The sequence below is a fragment of the Rhizobium sp. NZLR1 genome (assembly GCF_017357385.1).
GTDB lineage: Bacteria > Pseudomonadota > Alphaproteobacteria > Rhizobiales > Rhizobiaceae > Rhizobium.
In genome coordinates, this window is sequence record NZ_CP071632.1 from 226,772 (window position 1) to 244,344 (window position 17,573).

At 63.3% G+C, this 17,573-nt stretch carries 15 protein-coding genes; 4 read left to right on the forward strand and 11 right to left on the reverse strand.

Annotated elements, in window-relative coordinates; genetic code table 11:
• Window positions 1-33: 33 nt before the first annotated feature.
• Entirely contained in the window at window positions 34-666 is a 633-nt protein-coding gene (locus tag J3O30_RS01090; RefSeq protein ID WP_207582493.1) for a LysE family translocator, read from the forward strand.
• Window positions 667-673: 7 nt separating this feature from the next.
• Here J3O30_RS01090 and J3O30_RS01095 read toward each other — a convergent pair whose 3' ends face one another.
• Window positions 674-1,510: a tetratricopeptide repeat protein gene (locus J3O30_RS01095; protein WP_207582494.1), complete on the reverse strand. Its 837-nt coding sequence runs from the start codon at window positions 1,508-1,510 to the stop codon at window positions 674-676.
• 142 nt (window positions 1,511-1,652) lie between these two features.
• Here J3O30_RS01095 and J3O30_RS01100 point away from each other — a divergent pair, with 142 nt between their 5' ends.
• The 3 genes from J3O30_RS01100 (at window position 1,653) to J3O30_RS01110 (ending at window position 4,475) form a co-directional block, all read left to right on the forward strand.
• Entirely contained in the window at window positions 1,653-3,044 is a 1,392-nt protein-coding gene (locus J3O30_RS01100; protein ID WP_207582495.1) for a M17 family metallopeptidase, read from the forward strand.
• Window positions 3,045-3,219: 175 nt separating this feature from the next.
• The gene (locus J3O30_RS01105) at window positions 3,220-3,570 is read left to right on the forward strand and encodes a MarR family winged helix-turn-helix transcriptional regulator (RefSeq protein WP_003589207.1); all 351 of its coding nucleotides are present in this window, start codon (window positions 3,220-3,222) and stop codon (window positions 3,568-3,570) included.
• A gap of 47 nt (window positions 3,571-3,617) precedes the next feature.
• Window positions 3,618-4,475, forward strand: coding sequence for an NlpC/P60 family protein (locus J3O30_RS01110; protein ID WP_207582496.1), 858 nt, complete (start codon window positions 3,618-3,620; stop codon window positions 4,473-4,475).
• Here the strand turns inward: J3O30_RS01110 and J3O30_RS01115 are convergent, their stop codons facing one another.
• The 10 genes from J3O30_RS01115 to J3O30_RS01160 form a co-directional block, all read right to left on the reverse strand.
• Window positions 4,476-5,867: an amidase gene (locus tag J3O30_RS01115; RefSeq protein WP_207582497.1), complete on the reverse strand. Its 1,392-nt coding sequence runs from the start codon at window positions 5,865-5,867 to the stop codon at window positions 4,476-4,478.
• Between the two features lie 36 nt (window positions 5,868-5,903).
• On the reverse strand, window positions 5,904-6,764 hold the full coding sequence (locus tag J3O30_RS01120) for an ABC transporter permease (RefSeq protein ID WP_207582498.1): 861 nt from the start codon (window positions 6,762-6,764) through the stop codon (window positions 5,904-5,906).
• A gap of 3 nt (window positions 6,765-6,767) precedes the next feature.
• The gene (locus J3O30_RS01125; RefSeq protein WP_207582499.1) at window positions 6,768-7,715 is read right to left on the reverse strand and encodes an ABC transporter permease; all 948 of its coding nucleotides are present in this window, start codon (window positions 7,713-7,715) and stop codon (window positions 6,768-6,770) included.
• Between the two features lie 182 nt (window positions 7,716-7,897).
• Window positions 7,898-9,427: an ABC transporter substrate-binding protein gene (locus tag J3O30_RS01130; protein WP_207582500.1), complete on the reverse strand. Its 1,530-nt coding sequence runs from the start codon at window positions 9,425-9,427 to the stop codon at window positions 7,898-7,900.
• Window positions 9,428-9,579: 152 nt separating this feature from the next.
• Complete coding sequence (locus tag J3O30_RS01135) at window positions 9,580-10,500, reverse strand: LysR family transcriptional regulator (RefSeq protein ID WP_207582501.1); 921 nt, start codon at window positions 10,498-10,500, stop codon at window positions 9,580-9,582.
• 43 nt (window positions 10,501-10,543) lie between these two features.
• A complete protein-coding gene (locus J3O30_RS01140) occupies window positions 10,544-11,539 on the reverse strand; it encodes a P1 family peptidase (protein ID WP_207582502.1) in 996 nt (331 codons plus the stop codon).
• 129 nt (window positions 11,540-11,668) lie between these two features.
• Window positions 11,669-11,863 carry a hypothetical protein gene (locus tag J3O30_RS01145; RefSeq protein ID WP_003544544.1) on the reverse strand — a complete coding sequence of 65 codons (195 nt, stop codon included), beginning with the start codon at window positions 11,861-11,863 and terminating at the stop codon, window positions 11,669-11,671.
• A 522-nt stretch (window positions 11,864-12,385) separates the two neighbouring features.
• Complete coding sequence (locus tag J3O30_RS01150) at window positions 12,386-15,307, reverse strand: aminotransferase (RefSeq protein WP_207582503.1); 2,922 nt, start codon at window positions 15,305-15,307, stop codon at window positions 12,386-12,388.
• Window positions 15,308-15,425: 118 nt separating this feature from the next.
• A complete protein-coding gene (gene purU / locus J3O30_RS01155) occupies window positions 15,426-16,310 on the reverse strand; it encodes a formyltetrahydrofolate deformylase (protein WP_207582504.1) in 885 nt (294 codons plus the stop codon).
• Window positions 16,311-16,527: 217 nt separating this feature from the next.
• Window positions 16,528-17,544: an acyltransferase gene (locus tag J3O30_RS01160; RefSeq protein WP_207582505.1), complete on the reverse strand. Its 1,017-nt coding sequence runs from the start codon at window positions 17,542-17,544 to the stop codon at window positions 16,528-16,530.
• Between the last annotated feature and the right edge of the window lie 29 nt (window positions 17,545-17,573).

Here is a 17,573-nt window from a genome sequence, read left to right on the forward strand (position 1 = left end):
CGGTAACCTCCGATCTCAAACGAGGGTTTTCGGATGTCTTCCGCAGGCGTTTTCATCAGCATCATGGCAGCCCTGGCAGTCGGCGCTATGAGCCCCGGCCCGAGCTTCGTCGTCGTCTCCAGGATTGCCATTTCGCGGTCACGGCTGGATGGTCTTGCGGCCGCACTCGGCATGGGCGCCGGCGGCGTCGTTTTTGCCGTGCTGGCACTCGCCGGGCTGACGGCGCTGCTGTCTCAGTTCGAATGGCTCTATGTCTTGCTGAAGGTCGCAGGCGGCGCCTATCTCATTTATATCGCCGTCAATATCTGGAGAGGTGCTGGCCAGCCGCTGGAGGTTTCCGACGCCGGCGATAGCCAACGCGCGCCGATGCTGAGCTTCACGACCGCGCTGCTGACCCAACTCAGCAACCCGAAGACCATCATCGTCTATGCCAGCCTCTTTGCCGCGCTTCTACCGAGGACGGTGCCGCTCGATCTAATGGTTGCGCTGCCGCTTGGCGTCTTTGCGGTGGAAGCGGGGTGGTATTCGATCGTGGCCTTCGCCTTTTCGGCCCGCCATCCGCGGCGGCTCTATCTCGCTGCGAAGAGCTGGATAGACCGGGCCGCCGGTGCCGTGATGGGCGGCCTCGGACTTCGTCTCATTCTTTCGGGCCTGAGTGTCCGCTAGACCATTGTTAGTTGGTATTGCTGGCCTCCGCGGCACCCGGCGTCTTGTCCTTGGCGGCGAGTTTCTGCCAGGAATTCTGCTGCGAGAGCATGCCTCTGAGATAGGCGACATTGGCATCGGCCTGCTGCGGCGAAAGTTCGCGCCGGGCGATCTGCTCGGCCTCGGGGAAATGTCCCTGCAGGCCGACGACGAGGGCAAGGTTCTGCCTGACGCGACTGTCGGCGGTCGGCTGGCTGGCGGCGGAGCGCAGATAGGTTTCGGCCGTGCGCAGATCGCCTGTCAGCACGTAGGACATGCCGAGGTTGGACAGGATGGAGGGCTCGTTCGGCTGAATGTCGAGCGCGTCGCGGTAGCGCTGCCTGGCGTCGCTTGCCCGGCCCATCTGGTCGAGGATCGCGCCTTCGGCCGAGATCAGCTTCCAGTCCGGACGGTCGGGTGTCTGGGCGCGGCCGATCGTATCGAGCGCCTGCTGGAACTGGCCGGCCGCTGCCTGCGCCTTGCCGTAGGCGGCCAGCACGTTGCGGTCGGCGGGATTGCTGATCGCCACCTGCTGCATGACGGCGAGCGCTTGCGTGTCACGGCCGTTCATGCGCAGCAGGTTGGCATAGCTGACGCCGGTGACGGGATCGCGCGGGTTCTTTTCATAGGCCTGACCGAGCCGGTCGGTTGCCGAGCGCAGCTCGGTCGCGTCCATCTCTTCAACCGGCTTGGTGAGCTTCGGCACCGAGCCTGTCGTCATCCGGTCCTTGGTCGTCGAGCAGCCGGCAACCGCCAGGACGATGAGCGATGCCGCAGCGCCCTGCAGGATACGATTCGTGAATGTGGATGTAAGCGAGGCGGGCATGACGCGTTCCTGAATTCCGAAATCGGCGCCTGACCTCGAAGCGGAACAGGGAAAGGTTTGACGCAATCTTCGCTCCAGCAATAGTCTGTTAACCCTAACAGACCGTTAAGGAGTGATTCCTTACGACCGCCGAAGGATAATCATGGCCCCCTATCAGTTCATCGAGAGAGCGACCCCTTTCAACACCAAGGGCGGTTCGACGCTGCCGATCTTTGCCGTCACCCCCGCCCATATCGAGACCGGCACGATCGATCCGATCGCGCTCGATTGGGCGCGCAGGGCGGGCTACAAGGCCGAAAGCGGGTCGGTGCTGCTGATCCCGACGGCCGAAGGCCATCTCGGCGGCGCGCTTTTTGGCCTCGGCACCAATCCATCCGAGCAGCCTTATATTACTGGCAGGCTCGCCCGGGCGCTGCCGGCCGGCGACTGGCACATCGAGACTGCACCGCTGACGGCAAATCGCCTGGCTCTCGGCTTTGGTCTCGGCAGCTACCGTTTCGACCGCTACAAGTCCGAAAAAACGCCGGCGGCGACGCTGATGATCCCCCGCGATGCCGACAGTGCCGACATCAAGCGCCAGCTCGCCGGCGTCTTTCTCGCCCGCGACCTCATCAATACCCCGACCAATGATATGGGGCCGGAACAGCTCGAGGCGGCCTTCCGCGGCCTGGCCGCACATTACAAGGCAGAGATATCGGTTATCAAAGGCGACGACCTGCTCGAGCAAAACTTCCCGCTGGTCCATACCGTCGGCCGCGCCAGCGCCGATGCACCGCGCCTTCTCGAATTGCGCTGGGGCAAAAAGGGCCATCGCAAGGTGACACTCGTCGGCAAGGGCGTCTGCTTCGATACTGGCGGTCTCGATATCAAGCCTGCCGCCTCCATGCTGCTGATGAAGAAGGATATGGGCGGCGCGGCGAATGTCATGGGGCTTGCCCTGATGATCATGGACGCCAAGCTGAAGGTCGACCTGCGTGTCATCGTCCCGGTCGTCGAAAACGCCATCTCGTCCAATGCCTTCCGCCCCGGCGACATCTACAAGAGCCGCAAGGGTCTGACCGTCCAGATCGACAATACCGATGCTGAAGGCCGTCTGATCCTAGCCGATGCGCTCGCCTATGCCGACGAGGACGAGCCCGAGCTCTTGATCGACATGGCGACGCTGACCGGTGCTGCCCGTGTCGCCCTCGGTCCTGACCTCCCGCCCTTCTTCACCGATGACGCCAATCTGGCGCATGATCTGACCGAAGCGAGCCTGGAAACAGACGATCCGATCTGGCGCCTGCCGCTCTATTCCGGTTACGAAAAGGATATCCGCACCAAGTTCGCCGATCTGACCAATGCGCCGGCCGGCGGCATGGCGGGGGCGATCACCGCGGCCCTCTTCCTCAAGCGTTTCGTCGGCAAGGCGAAGAGCTGGGCGCATTTTGACATTTACGGCTGGGCGCAGTCCGAACGGCCGCATTCGCCGGGCGGTGGTGAAGCACAGGCAATCCGCGCGCTCTTCCATCATATCCGCGAGAGCCTGCGCTGACGCCATGGCAAGCTGGAGTGGAGGCGCATCGCGTGACCCTGTTCATGCGCTGCACGTCGCTGCCGATCGTTAAAATTTTATTCACCGTGCCGGGCGGCAATTCCTGCCGCCTCTTGCATGTCGATGCCAACTGCCGGAAAATGAAACGTTAGCGTAACGATCTTCCGGAGGGGCCGTGCCGATCGAATTGACCGCCTCGCAGGCGCTGGGGCTCTGGCATGGCGTGGCGCTCGATCAGGTCCGTCACGATGACCGCGATTTGACGTTGCGCCAGATGGCGATCCTGCTGCATATTTATCTGGTGCCGCCGCCGCATACGGTGCGTGGGCTTGCCGCCACCCTTGACGTCACCAAGCCGGTCATCACCCGCGCCTTGGATACGATGGGCGAAATGGGCCTGGTCGATCGTGTGCGCGACGATGCCGACCGGCGCAGCGTAATCATCAAGCGCACCGTCGGCGGCGCGCTGTACCTGGAAAAGCTTGGCGACCTCGTCCGTGATCAGGCCCGCCGGCTGCCGCTCTGAGAGGCCATCTGAATGGCCACTTGAAAGGCCACTTGAAAGGAATGCCAATGACGATGCTCGACCGCCGGCTGCATGCCTATCGGCCCGATCTCGCCGAAGCGGGGCTCGAAGGCAAGGTAGAGGCTTTGCGCTTCGTGGACGGCGCCCTGGCGCGTGTCGCCGTTCCGGTCGTCGGCCTGCGCCCCGAACCGGACCTTGCGCGTGGCATCGATACCGAACTGCTTCTTGGCGAGGACGTGACGGTGTTCGATCGCGCCGGCGGCTGGTGCTGGGTGAAAGCCGCTTCGGACGGTTACGTCGGTTATCTCTCTGCAGACGCGCTGTCGGAAGGCCGGCCGCCCCCCACCCACATCGTCACCGTCCAGCGCACCTTCCTTTATTCGGAGCCGGAATTGCGCAAGCCGCACCAGGCCATCCTGTCGATGGGAAGCCGCGTCCATGTCGCCGGCGAGGCGGAAGCGCGCGGCAATCACTATGTCGTGCTCGATGACGGAACCGCGATTTTTGCCAAGCACCTCCAGCCGATCGGCGCCCTCGCTGGCGCCGACTATGTCGAAATCACGGCCCGTTTTCTGGAAACGCCCTACCTCTGGGGCGGACGCTCCGGCCTCGGCATCGATTGCTCCGGCCTCGTCCAGCTGGCGATGCTGATGAGCGGCCGAGATGCGCCGCGCGATACCGACATGCAGGCGGCCGGCCTCGGCCAGCCGATCGACCGCGCCGAAATCCGCCGCGGCGACCTGGTCTTCTGGAAGGGCCATGTCGCCGTCTTCGAGGATCCGGAAACCATCCTCCACGCCAACGGCCACAGCATGACGGTGGCGCGCGAGAATTTCGAGGCCGCCGTAAAGCGTATCGGTTGGCTTTACGAGCAGCCAACCGGCTACCGCCGCCCGACCGGCTGATCAGCGGATCGGTCGCCGCGGCCAGGCGCTCACCCCGCCCGCCCAATCCTCGAAGGTTTTCGACAGCCGAAGCACCCGCATGTCGTCAAAACGCGGCCCGACGATCTGCAGCCCGATCGGCATGCCCGACCGGGAGAAACCGCAATTGATCGAGGCGGCCGGCTGCTCCGACATGTTCCAGGGCACCGTAAAACCGATATGCTCGAAGGGCAGGGCCGGATCGTTGGTCGGCGATGCCCATTCGGCCGGGTAGGAGATGATCGGATTGGTCGGCGAAAGCACGGCGTCGACCTCGCTGAACAGCCGTCCGCAGTTCTTGCGCATCTCGATCGTCTGGTTGAAACCCTTGACCGCATCGACGCCTGCGATATCGGCACCGCCCTTCGCCCAATCCCTTATATAGGGCAGGATGCCGTTGCGTCGCTCTTCGTCGAGCTCCGCAATATCGCCCCAGAAGCGGGAGCGCCAGAAATCGTCGAGCCCATCGAGCATCGCGCGTGTCAGCACCGGTTGGGCGGCGATGATGGTCGCGCCGGCATCCTCGAAGTGCCGCGCCGCCGCTTCGACCGCGGCCTTGATCTCGTCGTCCACTGCAAGCCCGCAGCCGGCATCGAGCATCAGCCCGATCCTCATGCCAGACACGTCAAGGTCGAGATCCATCCAGTTGAAATCGTTCGGCGGCAGGCTGGTTCCGTCGCGCCAGTCCGGCTTCGACAGCGTCGCCATCGAGGAGGCCACGTCCTCGACCGTGCGCGCCATCGGCCCGGCGCAGCGCCCGACATAATAGGGGTCGACCGGGATGCGCCCATGGCTCGGCTTGAAGCCGAAAATGCCGGTCCAGCCGGCGGGAAGGCGCACTGAGCCACCAATATCCGTGCCGATATGCAGCGGTCCGTATCCGGCCGCCGCGGCCGCGGCCGCCCCGGCACTCGATCCGCCGGGATTTTGCGTCGTATTCCAGGGGTTGCGGCTGAGAGGATGAAAGCTCGAAAGGCCGGAGGAAAGCATGCCGTAATCGGGGCAGGTGGTCTTGGCGAAGATCACCGCGCCGTCTTCCCGAAGCCGCGCGGCGGCGGGCGCATCGGCATCAGCCGGTTTGAGTTCCACTGCTTTCGTGCCGAGCGGCACCGGCTGGCCTTTCGTGGCGATCAGTTCCTTCAACGTCACCGGGATGCCGTCGAGGACTCCCAGCGTTTCGCCCTTCGCCCAGCGCTCCGTCGAGGCCTTCGCCAGCGCGCGCGCTGCTTCCGGGTCGTAGAGGTAGAGTGCTGAAATCGAAGGCTCCCAGGCCGCGATATGATCTTCGAGTGCGAGCCAGTATTCGAGGGGTGAGAGGCTTTTATCGGCGAAGTGCTGCCTGAGTTCGCGGATGGTGAGGTCGGTTTCGGTCATGGCATGGTCTTTCGGGCGTTTCGTCTCGGAAGAACATCAGCGGCTCGCCTCGCGCGGGTCGAGAAGATCGCGCAACCCGTCGCCGAGCATGTTGAAGCCGAAGACGGTAAGCGCGATGGCAAGGCCGGGCAGGATCGCCAGCCAGGGAGCCAACGCCAGATAGGTTTGTGCATCGGCGAGCATCCGGCCCCAGGTCGGCGCCGGCGGCGCCATTCCGAGCCCGAGGAAGCTGAGGCCCGCCTCGGTGAGGATCGCCAGCCCGAGCTGGATTGCGCCGTGCACGATGATCTGGCTCGCTATATTCGGCAGCACATGACGGAGAGAAATCGTCAGGCGCGTATTGCCGATCGCGCGCGCCGCCGTCACATAATCCCGGCTCCATGCCTGTAGCGAGGTGGCAAGCGTCACGCGTGCAAAGACCGGAATCATGAAGACCGCGATCGCGGTAATCGCGGTGAAACGGCCAGGCCCGAGAAAGGCGCCAAGCACCATGGCGGACAGGATCGGCGGCAACGCGAAGATGACGTCGCAGATGCGCATCAGCAGCGCTTCGAAAGGGCCGCGGATGGCCGCCGCCGAAATGCCGGCGATCGAGCCGATCGTTCCGCCGATCGCAACCGCGGTGATGGCGATCGACAGCGAATTCCAGCAGCCCGCCATCAGCATGGAAAGCACGTCGCGGCCGAACTGATCCGTGCCGAGCACGCCGAAGGCAAGAGGCGGCTGCAGTTTGTGAATGATTTGCATCCTCGCTGGCGGCAGCGGTGTCCAGACGAGCGACAGCAGTGCAACGGCCATCAGCAGACCGATGATCGCCGCTCCCGAGATCAGGTTCATTCGCCGGCTAAGTATAAAGGCTCGGCCGCGGCTGGCGACGGCAGGAACAGCAGGAGCCATGCTTCATGCCGCCTTTCTCATCCTGGGATCGATCGCCAGATAGGAGAGGTCGACGATGAAATTCATCACGATGACGAGGGCTGCGAAGAACAGCACGACATCCTGCATCACGATGATGTCGCGCTGGGAGAGCGCCTGAAGCGCGAGCCGCCCGAGTCCGGGCAGGTTAAAGACGTTTTCCACCAGCACCGCGCCGGCGATGAGAAAGGTAAACTGCAGCCCGATCATGGTCAGGATCGGGATCAGCGCATTCGGCACGATATGCCGCCACAGCACGGCGCTGCGTGAAAGCCCTTTGGCCACCGCGGTGCGGGCAAAATCCTCGTGCATCGTGTCGAGCACCGCTGAACGCGCCACCCGCGTCAACACGCCGGCCTGCGGCATAGCCAGTGCGACGGCCGGCATCACCAGAGCCTGGAGCGCCGGTAGAACGCCGGCGCTCCAGCCCGGGAAGCCGCCCGCCGGCATCAGCCCGAGCATCGTCGAAAACAGGATGATCAGCAGCAGCGCCACCCAGAAGGCGGGCACGGCGATGCTGATCTGCGAAAACAGCGTTGCGATGATGTCGAAGATGCCGCCGCGGCGCGAGGCGGCCAGCACGCCAAGCGGCACGGCGATCATCACCGAAAGCACGACCGCCATCAGCGCCAGCGGCAGCGTCACCGCCAGTCGCTCGACGATCAGCCCCGCCACCGGAACGCCGTAGGTGTAGGATTGACCGAGATTGCCTGACACTACACCGGCAAGCCATTGCCCGTAACGCAGGATGAGCGGCTGGTCGAGGCCGAGATCATGGTGCAGCGCCGCCAGCGTCTCCGGGCTTGCAGAGGTGCCGAGCATGATCGAGGCGGGATCGCCGGGAAGCAGGTCCATGACGGCGAAGATCAGCAGTGAGACGATCAGAAGCGTAACGAGGAGACCGCTGAGACGGCGGGCGAGGAGCGCGATCATGTGGGCCACGCTGCCGGGGTGGCACGGCGGCTCCCCGCGCCATCCGCCAGCGAAATTAAACAATGTCGTCCCGGGCTGAATGGACTTAGTGAGGCAGGGGCAGGGCTGCGCGCTATATCGGCCAAAAGCATGTCGGATCTCCCCAAAGCCGGCGCAACCACCCACCTAACAAACCTACCGCCTCACTCTTTCCAGGAAACCCCAGACAACACGTTGGAAGGGATCGGTTCGTTTTCCCACAGCCCCTTCAACTTCTTGTCCCAGACGCCGAGCTTCGGCATGACGAAGAGGTAGAGCGCCGGCACGTCCTCGGCGAGGATCTTCTGTGCTTCGCCATAGATCGCACTCTGCGCGGCGGGATCGGCCGTCTCCTGGACCTTCTGCATCAGCGCGTTGAAGGCTGGGTTCTTGTAATTGAAATAATAGGGATCGCGCCCGTAGATGTCGATGTCGAGCGGCTCGGCATGGGCGACGATTGTCATGTCGAAGTTGCGGTCCTTCATGATGTCCTGGACCCATTTCGCTGGAAACTCGGTCGGCTCGATAGTCATCGTCACGCCAATTTCGGCAAACATCGCCTGCATCACCTCAGCGCTGCGCGGCGCATAAGCCATCTGCGGCGATTTGATCGTGAAGCTGAAGCCGTTGGGATAGCCGGCTTCGGCAAGCAGCGCCTTTGCCTTCTCGACGTCATAGGGGAGCACGCCTGTCATGTCCTGATAGCCCGGATCGTTCGGCGTGTAGTGGCTGCCGATCGGCGTGCCGAGGCCGGACCACGCGCCGTCGATCACCGTCTTGCGGTCGATTGCCATCATCAGCGCCTGGCGCACGCGCTTGTCGTCGAACGGCTTCTTGGCATTGTTCATACCGGCGACGACTTTGAGTTCGGTATTGCCGATGCTGGTGACCACCCTCGCATCGCCGTCGAAGGAAGTCATCAGCTCGGGTGCGGCAAATTCCGGAAAGGCATCGAGATCGCCGGATTTCAGCGCCGCCGCCTGCGCCTGCGGATCGGCAATGAAGCGGAAAGTCACCTTGTCGAGCTTGGCGGCCGCATCCTTGTCCCAGTAATCGGCATTCTTTTCCAGTTCGACCTTGTCGCCCTTCGCCCAGCTGGCGAATTTGAAGGGGCCGGTGCCCACCGGCGTCGTCTTGTCGTCGGCCGCCGTCTTGGGCGCGACCATCACCGATGCCGGCCAGCCGAGCCAGTAGATCAGGCTGCCGGTCGGCGCTGAGAGATGCAGCACCAGGGTTTCGGCATCGGGCGTATCGATCGAGGCGATCGAGGCGAAGAAGCGCTTCTGCGGATTGACCGAATCCGCGCCGCGGGCGCGGTCGAGCGAGAACTTGGCGCTAGCGGCATCGAAGGCCTCGCCGTTATGGAATTTGACGCCGGCCTGCAGCTTGAACGTATAGGTGAGGCCATCGGCGGAGACCTTCCAGTTCTTTGCCAGCTGCGGCTGGATCTTGCCGGCCTGATCGATCGTCACCAGGCCCTCGAACACGTTCTGCCAGGTCACCTGGCCGATCGCCACCGGTGCTGCGATCGTCGGATCGAGGCCGGTCGGCTCGACGCTCATTCCGAGAGTGAGGGTGGTCTTTGCCGCTTCCGCCGGCGTCATCGCCGTCATCACGAGGCCGGCCGAAACGACGGCACCGAGGGAAAGCCGTCGGACGAAACGCGCTGACGGCGCAAAGGAAAGCTCGATCATCATGTTCCCTTGTCTGGCCACGCTCAGTTGGCGGAGGCCCCTTTTGCGAAAAGAGTGACACTATCCAGGTGCACACACAATGACGATTTTGTGTGCTCAGTGTAGCCGAAAAAGCTACACAGCAAATCGGCCGTCAAGGCAAGCCGGAAGCGTCAGGCTTTTGCCTCGGCTCGGCGGTTCGTTTGCTCGCGCATGAACCTCTCGATGAAGTCGAGCAGCTTCGTCGCGGCGAAAGACAGCTGCCGGTCGGGCGCGACGCAGAGATCGACATGGGTGCGGATGCCGGTCTTGCCGGAAAGCGGAATGGCCAGAAGCTGGCCCGCTTCGATCTCACGGCGGACGGCAAGTGCTGGCAACAGCGTGGCTGCGGCCCCGCTGAGCACCAGTTCCTTCAACATTTCGAGCGAGCTGGTGACGAAGACCGGATCGAGGCTCAACCCCTCCTTCTCGAACAGCGTGTCGAAGGCCTGGCGGAAGCCGAAGGATTGATCCGGCAGTGCCAACGCGTAGTCGGCGAGCGTCCTCAGCGGGATTTCGGCATGCGCGGCCGCCGGATGCTGCGGCGTGGCGATGAGATCATAGGCGATCTCGGAGCGCAGCCGCACTTTGGTGCCGGACAGGATCGGCGCAAAAAGCGTCACCGCGATATCCGCCTCGGCGCTGTTGACGGCATCGATCGCCTGCCGCGCGCTGGTGATCATCACGCTAAAACGCAGCTGCGGATATTTCAGGCTGAATTCGGCCAGCGCCGGCGCCAGCAGATTGGCGACGGTCGCGCCGTTGGCATAGATGCTGACACGGCCACGCTGCAGGCCCTTCAGGTCTTCGATCAGCTGCTGCACGTGATCGAGTTCGCGCAGCGTCCGGCCAGCGCGGGCAGCAAGCAGCTCGCCGGCGGCCGTCAGCTTGACGCCGCGGGCGCTGCGTTCGACGAGCGGCGCACCGAAATGATGTTCGAGGTTCTCGATCTGCCGGCTGATCGCCGTCGGCGCGACGTTGAGGTTCTCGGCCGCCTGGCGCATAGAATTGGTCCTGACCAGCTCGTCGAAATACATCAGCGCCCGGATCTGCATTCACGTCTCTCCGCCATTCTGCCCGGGTTGCGACCCTATTCAATCAATGACCGTCAGGATAGCGGTCGCGCCAAGCCATTTGCCCGCCCTCGACCGGCAGCGCGGTGGCGGCGTAGACGCCACGGGCGATCGCCCGTGCCATGACGATAGTGGCAAGGTGGCAAAGTTCCATCAGGCTCGCCATGTCGTCTCTGCGATGCCTGGCGGTCGAGGCGGCAAAGACGGTGTCGCCGTCGAGCGGCAGGTGTGCCGGCAGCAGCGCCCGAGCAAGCCCGTCATGGCCGGCCAGCGACAGCCGGTGCGCCTCCGCCTTGGTCAGCTGCGCGTCGGTCACCACCGCGCCGATCGTCGTCGCCGGCCCGTTCATGCCCTTGAGCCGCATCCTGTGATCGGCCGCATCTGGCATGCCGAGCCCGCCGAATTCTGCGTCTTTTTCGAAGGGTGCCGCCCAGAAATGCGGCCCGTCGCCGATCGTCGCCGAGCCGAGCGCATTGACGGCGACAACAGCCGCGACGCGGTGGCCGGCGCTGCTGACGGCGCTGGCCGAGCCGAGCCCGCCCTTGAACGTGGCCGTCGTCGCACCCGTGCCGGCGCCTGTAGTGCCGAGCGCAAAGGCGCCCTTGGCGGCCGCCTTCAAGGCAGCGTAACCCATATCGCGATAGGGCGAGTGCAGCCCCCAATCCTTGTCGCCGCCGTTCAGCAGGTCCATCAGGATCGCCTGCGGCACGATCGGTATGCGCACCGGCCCGACTGCAAAGCCGCGGCCGAGTTCGCGCAGTCCCGCCTGCACGCCGCCGGCGGCATCCAGCCCGAAAGCCGATCCGCCGGAGAGCACGAAGGCATCCACAGCGTTGACGGTCATCGACGGATCGAGCAGGCCGGTGTCGCGTCCGCCCGGCGCGCCGCCGAGCACCGTGCCGGAGGCGACCGCCGGCGCGTCGAAGACGATAACCGTAACGCCGGAACCGAGCGCAAGGTCGGTCGCATGGCCGATGGAAACGCCATCGATGTCGGTGATGAGGTTGAGAAGATCGGGCAACGGCGGATCCTTATGCGGAAAGGCCGCCGATAGGACTGCAATTACCCTCAAAAAACAAGACCGGCCCCGAATGGCGGGACCGGTCGAACATCGGGAAAAGCCGTGAATGCGAGTGCCGGCCTCATGCCCTCAGGCATGAAGCGGCTTCGGATGACGGCGGGTCATCAGATCGTGGATGGCCAGCCGCACCTCGTCCGGCGAGCCGAAACGCTGCTCGTCGAGGTCGTGGACATGAAATTTCACGGCGATGAACTTCAGCCGGTCTTCATCGGGAATGACGATCCCGACAGGAACGCCTGCATATTCGATAACTTGCTTCTTCATAGATAGAACTCCTGCCACGCGACATGCGCAGCCATGGCGAATTGACTTGTCTGGTACCGTTGAAAGGAGGACGAACGTCACATTCGACAGTTCGGGCGGGAGAGGGCGCCCGGACGGTCATTGCCAAGCACGGATCGCCCAAGGAGATCGGCGAGAATATCGATATCTATCATGCTCGTTCCTTGCGTTGGCGTTGCACTTGAGAGGTCCCGGAAGAGCCCGGGGCCGGCGATGGCTGTCTTTGATAATCTACCAACTTGGTAGAGATTACCCTACAGCCTGTCAGAAACATATTCCGAAACGTGTCAAAAAATCGACGATCCGAAAAATTTCATTCCATCCAAGTGGAAACTTACGGAAAGAAACATATCAGCTCTTCGTAAAATTCGCATGACAGAATCAGCGTTCTATCAATCGCCGCAGCAGACATAGGAAGCCCGGCTGAATCAGGCAATGGCCCGTTTCGTTAAAAATCGAAATGCCTCGAAATGACCGATTTGGTTAATCCGGAGAGAGCCTTTCTCACCAGCCTTCGTCGAGCACCTTCTCCAGCATGTCCGCGAAGAAATCCGCGCTTTCGATGCTGAGGCAGAGCGGCGGTTTGATCTTCAGCACGTTTTGGTGATCGCCGGTCGGCTGCATGATGACGCCGAGGGTCAGCAGCCGGTCGCAGATTGCCGCCGTCTCTTCGGTGGCCGGCTCCAGCGTCGTTCTGTCGCGGACGAATTCGAGGCCGAGATAGAGCCCCATGCCATGCACGGCGCCGGCAATCGGATGGCGGTCGATCAGTGCGGCAAGCCGCGCCTTCAGATGATCGCCGACCGTCCGGGCATTTTCCTGCAGCATCTCCTCGGCCATGATGTCGAGCACCGCCATGCCGGCGATGCAGCTGACCGGGCTGCCACCGGTAGAGGAAAAGAACGTGCCCTCCTTCTCCAGCGATTGCGCGATCTCCCGTGTGGTGATGACGGCGCCGAGCGGATGGCCGTTGCCCATGCCCTTGGCCACGGTGATGATGTCAGGCACGACCCCCTGCTGCTCGAAGCCCCAGAAATAATGTCCGAGCCTGGAATAACCGACCTGCACCTCATCGGCGATGCAAAGGCCACCGCGAGCGCGCACCTGCGCATAGACTTGGCTGAGATAACCGTCCGGCAGCGGAATGCCGCCGGCATTGCCGTAGACCGATTCGCAGATGAAGCCGGCAAGGCCCTTGCCGCCGGCGTCGATCGCCTCCAGCACGGGCGTTATGGCGCCGACATAGCTGGTCGCCGTATCGGGACCGCGGAATGCGCCGCGATAGGTATTCGGCGACACGACGGCATGCACCCAGTCCGGACGGGTGGTCAGTGCCTGCGGATTGTCGGCGATCGAGGTGGAGACGGCGTCACTTGCCGCCGACCAGCCGTGATAGGCTTCGAGCAGGCAGAGCATGTTGCGCGCGCCGCTATGAGCCTGCGCCAGCCGGATCGCCAGATCATTCGCCTCCGAGCCGCTGTTGACGAGGAAGACCGCGTCGAGCCCATCCGGTGAAAGCGCGGCGAGCCGTTCGGAAAATTCCGCGATCGCGGCATAGTGGAAGCGGGAATTGGTGTTGAGCCGCAGCCATTGGGCGTTGATCGCCGCCGCAAGCTTGGGATGGCCATGGCCGAGAATGGAGACGTTGTTGACCATGTCGAGATAGGTGCGGCCCTCGACATCAAATACATGCTCCTTCCAGCCGCGCTCGATCTGCGGCGGCACCGCGTAATAATTCTTCTGCGCCCCTGCCAGATGCGCCTGCCGCCTGGCGAGCAGCTCGGCGGTTTCCGGTCGCGGCGCATCCGCTTGCCGGTCGAGGAGCAGCGACGGAGAAGGGCAGAGCACCGACCAGGCCGCTGCCTCGCGCGGTGTGGCAAAGAGCGGCGGCTCGAACCCCGCGACGCTGCAAAGCTGGACGCGCAGCCCGCCGAGCGACGAAACCTCGCCGACGACCGTGCCGAGCGGGTCGCCGCCGGCAACCTCGGCTTCATTCTCGACCGAGAGGTCGAGCCCGTCGAGGTGCAGGGTCATGCGGTCGCTGGTCAGCGTCAGATGTTGGTCCTTCCAGCCGATGCGGCCGGCAAACGGCGCAGCAACGGCGCTGCCTGCGGCAAGGCATATATCGATATGCAGGGCGCAGGTCGCCTGTCCCCTGGCGGTTCCCGCCCGGGAAAGCCGATATTCGCCGTAGCGCGTCGCGGCCGTGCCGTTTTCGGTCGCAGCGCGGGCAAGCAGCCGCCAGTCCATGTCGGCATTCAGCCAGTTGCCGGCGGAAAAATGCGGGCTCCGTACACCAAGATCGACATAGGCGATCCCGGCGGGCTCGATGTCAGGCAGCAGCGGCAGCCATCCCGAAGTTTCCGGGGCGGCGACATCGGCGCCGGCGGCCTTGAGGATCGCCGCTTCCATAAGCTCGAAGGGCACGGACATCGCTGTATCGAAGATCGCCCGCTCGCGGTCCAGATTGCCGCGTGCATAATCATTCTCGGGATCGATCGAAATCTGCTGCTCGCCGCTGGCGACAAGAATGACCGCGCGCGCGACGATCAATGGCCAGAGCGCCTTCAGCTCCTCCTCGGTCAGCGGATAGATCGCCTGATAAGCGGTGATGGCGGGGAGGATATGAAAAGGGTCGCCCTCGGCATGATGCAGCAGCGAGGCGCAGGTGACGGCGAGGTCGCCGACCAGCCAGCCGCGGATGATGTCGCCGAAATCGATCACCCCGTCGGGGATTATATGGCCATGGGCATTGCGGTGACCGACGACATTGTCGCCGGTAACGTCGTGATGCACGGCCTGCAGCCGAAGCGACGGCGCCAAGGGCTGGATGCGGCGGACCGCCATCACCATGGTCTTGGCAATCCGGTCGCGCGCGGCGCTGTCGGTGATGACGGAAAGCAGTTGCACCGCGACCGGCCCGGCGCGCCTGAGATCCCATTGCAGGCTGCGGTCGAGGCCGGGGTGGTTGAAGTCGGCAAGCGCCAGCGCCAGCCGCGCGCAGAGCGCGCCGAGCGCCGCGACGGAAGCCGGCGCCAGATAGGTCAGTTCCGTCAGCCCCTGGCCTTCCAGATATTCGAGCAGCCGGACTTGGCAGCCTTGTCCGCGCACGGTCAGGACGAGGATCTCCCGTCCGTCATTGGTGGCGATCACATTGGGAACGCGTGGCGCATCTTGCCTGCTCTTGAGATGATGGATCGCCGCATTCTGCGCCTGGAGTTCGCGGGTCTCGTAAACGGCATGGCAGATCTTCAGGACGTAGCGACCGCGATGGCTATCGACGCGGAAGTTCCGATCCTGCTGGCTGCCGAGTTCGGCAACGGCGCCGGACAGACTGTAATGGGCAAGCAGGATCTCTTCCGCGTCGGCAACGGTCACGTCGGGACGCGGCAGCGCCATGCGATCAACAAGCGCCTCGTCGGTCATGACACCCCTCCCGCAGCATGATTCGATTACCTATTGAAGGCGATAATCAAATACTTGCTGCTGGCAGGCAACGGGAGATTGTCGTTTGCCAGCAAAAGAGAGTGGGTCTCGCCCGCGATCAACCCATGCGTTCGGAGGCGTAGCTGCCGGGGCTTGCCGGGAAGACCACGGTGCGGTTGCCGTTGATGAAGGTGCGGTGATGGATATGGGCGTGGATGGCGCGGGCCAGCACCTGGCTTTCGACATCGCGGCCGATCGAGACGTAGTCGTCGGGCGACTGCGCATGGGTGATGCGCGCCGTGTCCTGCTCGATGATCGGGCCTTCGTCGAGATCGGCGGTGACGTAATGCGCCGTCGCCCCGATCAGCTTGACGCCGCGGCCGTAGGCCTGCTTGTAGGGGTTGGCGCCCTTGAAGCTCGGCAGGAAGGAATGGTGGATGTTGATGATCTTGCCCGACATCTTCTGGCACATCTCGTCCGACAGGATCTGCATGTAGCGGGCGAGCACGATCAGCTCGGTGCCGGTCTGCTCGGCCACCTCCATGATACGGGCTTCGGCCTGAACCTTGTTGGCCTTGGTGACCGGAATATGGTGGAAGGGAATGTCGTGGTTGACCACGACCTTCTGGTAGTCGAAATGGTTGGAGACGACGCCGACGATGTCGATCGGCAGCGCGCCGATCTTCCAGCGGTAGAGCAGGTCGTTGAGACAATGGCCAAAGCGCGACACCATCAGCAGCACCTTCATGCGCTTCTCGCTGTCGTGAAATTCGTAATCCATCGAAAAGGGGGCGGCGACCGGTGGAAAATCGGCGCCGATCTCGGTGCCCGAAAGACCCTCTTCCGAGATGAACGAGACGCGCATGAAGAACTTGCCGGTATCGAGATCGTCGAACTGCGAGCTGTCGATGATGTTGCAGCCCTTGTCGGCCAGATAACTCGAAATCGCCGCCACGATGCCGCGCGTCGACTTGCAGGATACCGTCAATACATAGCTTCTCATGTCTCTCGCTCTTCCCTCTTCAAGACCGCCGCCGTGCTTAGATCAAAGCCCCGGCGGCGAACAGGCCGGCGCACTTTCATTCATGCGACAAATTGCAAGATGAACCGTCATGTTTCTGCAAGTTCTCTCACGTTGGGCATAGCTTAGGAGAAGTTGCGCGAAAAACTGTGCCGCCAGCGCCGCCGGGATGCGTATTCTCGCCTTCGAGCGCTGAATCTTAGGCCGGCGGGCGGCCTGCCACGGCGACCTTGCGGCGGGGCGTGGTGATTTCGTGGATGAGTGCGCCGCCGATCGACGAGAGCACCAGCGACAGGATCACGAAGAGGACCGGCTGCTTCAGGATGCCGATCGGCAGGCGGTCGGCGGCGACCCTGAGGAAAGCCAACGTGAAGGCGTGGGTGATATAGATGCTGTAGGAGCAGTCGCCGAGATAGTTCAGCCAGCCGATAAAAGGCAGCCTGGAAAAGTCGATGGAGACCGCGCCGTAGACGATGAAGATCGCCGGAATGCCCCAGGCGTAGAACCGGCTTTCCGGCCCCATCAGCGCCTCGTTGATGAAGAGAAATGCGAACCCCAGGGCCAGTGCCGCCCATGCCCAGCGGTTCGGCAGAAGCACCTTTTGCCGGTAGAGCCAGCCGAGCACGACGCCGGCGAGAAACTCCAGGATGATCGGCTCGCCGTAGAACCGGCTGGCCGTCATCTCAGGCAGCAGCCGACAGCCGATCAGGATCATGGCAAAGACGGCCAACATCGCTGGAATCCGGCGGACTTCCGGGAGTGCCAGCAGCAGCGCAAACACGAGGTAGAAGAACATCTCGTAATTCAGCGTCCAGCCCGGCACGACGACGGGGGCGATCGTGCTCGGATCGGCGGCATTGGCCCATGGCAGAAAGAACAGCGAGGCGATGAGATGCGGCAGGTCGAACACTGTCGATTTCAGCAATGACGGGGCCGCCAGCGCCACGACGGCCGAAAACAGCGTTGCCAGCCAATAGAGCGGCACGATGCGTTTGATCCGCCGGCGGGCAAAATCGATGGGGCTCATCGCCCGCCCACTCGTTGTTAGCCACATTACCAAACCGCTGAGCACGAAGAAGATGTCGACGCCGGTCTCGCCATAGACGAAGGCGGTGGCGTCGACGGCGGGGTTGACCTTGGCAAGCTGCAGTATCGCGTGGAAATAGACGACCATCAGCGCAGCGATGGCGCGCAGATATTGAAGCTGGACAAGCATCGAGCGTCTTGCTCCTCGGGCTCGCGCGG

Excerpts from the sequence above, each read along its gene's own strand:
- J3O30_RS01090 (WP_207582493.1), top strand. The coding sequence starts at position 34 with ATGTCTTCCGCAGGCGTTTTCATCAGCATCATGGCAGCCCTGGCAGTC.
- J3O30_RS01150 (WP_207582503.1), bottom strand. The coding sequence starts at position 15,307 with ATGACCGACGAGGCGCTTGTTGATCGCATGGCGCTGCCGCGTCCCGAC.
- J3O30_RS01120 (WP_207582498.1), bottom strand. The coding sequence starts at position 6,764 with ATGGCTCCTGCTGTTCCTGCCGTCGCCAGCCGCGGCCGAGCCTTTATA.
- J3O30_RS01160 (WP_207582505.1), bottom strand. The coding sequence starts at position 17,544 with ATGCTTGTCCAGCTTCAATATCTGCGCGCCATCGCTGCGCTGATGGTC.
- J3O30_RS01130 (WP_207582500.1), bottom strand. The coding sequence starts at position 9,427 with ATGATCGAGCTTTCCTTTGCGCCGTCAGCGCGTTTCGTCCGACGGCTT.
- purU (WP_207582504.1), bottom strand. The coding sequence starts at position 16,310 with ATGAGAAGCTATGTATTGACGGTATCCTGCAAGTCGACGCGCGGCATC.
- J3O30_RS01125 (WP_207582499.1), bottom strand. The coding sequence starts at position 7,715 with ATGATCGCGCTCCTCGCCCGCCGTCTCAGCGGTCTCCTCGTTACGCTT.
- J3O30_RS01115 (WP_207582497.1), bottom strand. The coding sequence starts at position 5,867 with ATGACCGAAACCGACCTCACCATCCGCGAACTCAGGCAGCACTTCGCC.
- J3O30_RS01095 (WP_207582494.1), bottom strand. The coding sequence starts at position 1,510 with ATGCCCGCCTCGCTTACATCCACATTCACGAATCGTATCCTGCAGGGC.
- J3O30_RS01100 (WP_207582495.1), top strand. The coding sequence starts at position 1,653 with ATGGCCCCCTATCAGTTCATCGAGAGAGCGACCCCTTTCAACACCAAG.
- J3O30_RS01135 (WP_207582501.1), bottom strand. The coding sequence starts at position 10,500 with ATGCAGATCCGGGCGCTGATGTATTTCGACGAGCTGGTCAGGACCAAT.
- J3O30_RS01110 (WP_207582496.1), top strand. The coding sequence starts at position 3,618 with ATGACGATGCTCGACCGCCGGCTGCATGCCTATCGGCCCGATCTCGCC.
- J3O30_RS01145 (WP_003544544.1), bottom strand. The coding sequence starts at position 11,863 with ATGAAGAAGCAAGTTATCGAATATGCAGGCGTTCCTGTCGGGATCGTC.